The sequence below is a fragment of the Rhodoplanes roseus genome (genome assembly GCF_003258865.1).
GTDB classification, from domain to species: domain Bacteria; phylum Pseudomonadota; class Alphaproteobacteria; order Rhizobiales; family Xanthobacteraceae; genus Rhodoplanes; species Rhodoplanes roseus.
In genome coordinates this window covers 1-240 of record NZ_NPEX01000993.1, presented here as the reverse complement: position 1 = coordinate 240, position 240 = coordinate 1, and the positions used below count along the sequence as shown (strand labels likewise).

The window sequence follows — 240 nt, the reverse complement described above, 5'->3', positions numbered from 1 at the left end:
ATCAGCATTTCGTTGATCGCTTCTGGCGGGACTGGCCCGGAAAACAGGAAGCCCTGGATTTCGTCGCAGCCGATGAAACGCAGATATTCGCGCTGCCGCTCGGTTTCGACGCCCTCGGCCGTCACCAGAAGTCCGAGCGCGTGGCCGAGTTCGACGATCGCGTCGACGATCGCGGTTGAATCGGCCGTTTCGCCGATCGGTTGCACGAAGGAGCGGTCGATCTTCACCTTGTCGACCTTC

The 240-nt window shown here is 60.8% G+C and carries 1 protein-coding gene; it reads right to left on the bottom strand.

Translation table 11 applies throughout. The features are described from left to right. Nucleotides 1–227 (bottom strand): EAL domain-containing protein (locus CH341_RS33315; RefSeq protein ID WP_245431369.1); only part of this gene is annotated, 227 nt, incomplete at its 3' end. Between the last annotated feature and the right edge of the window lie 13 nt (nucleotides 228–240).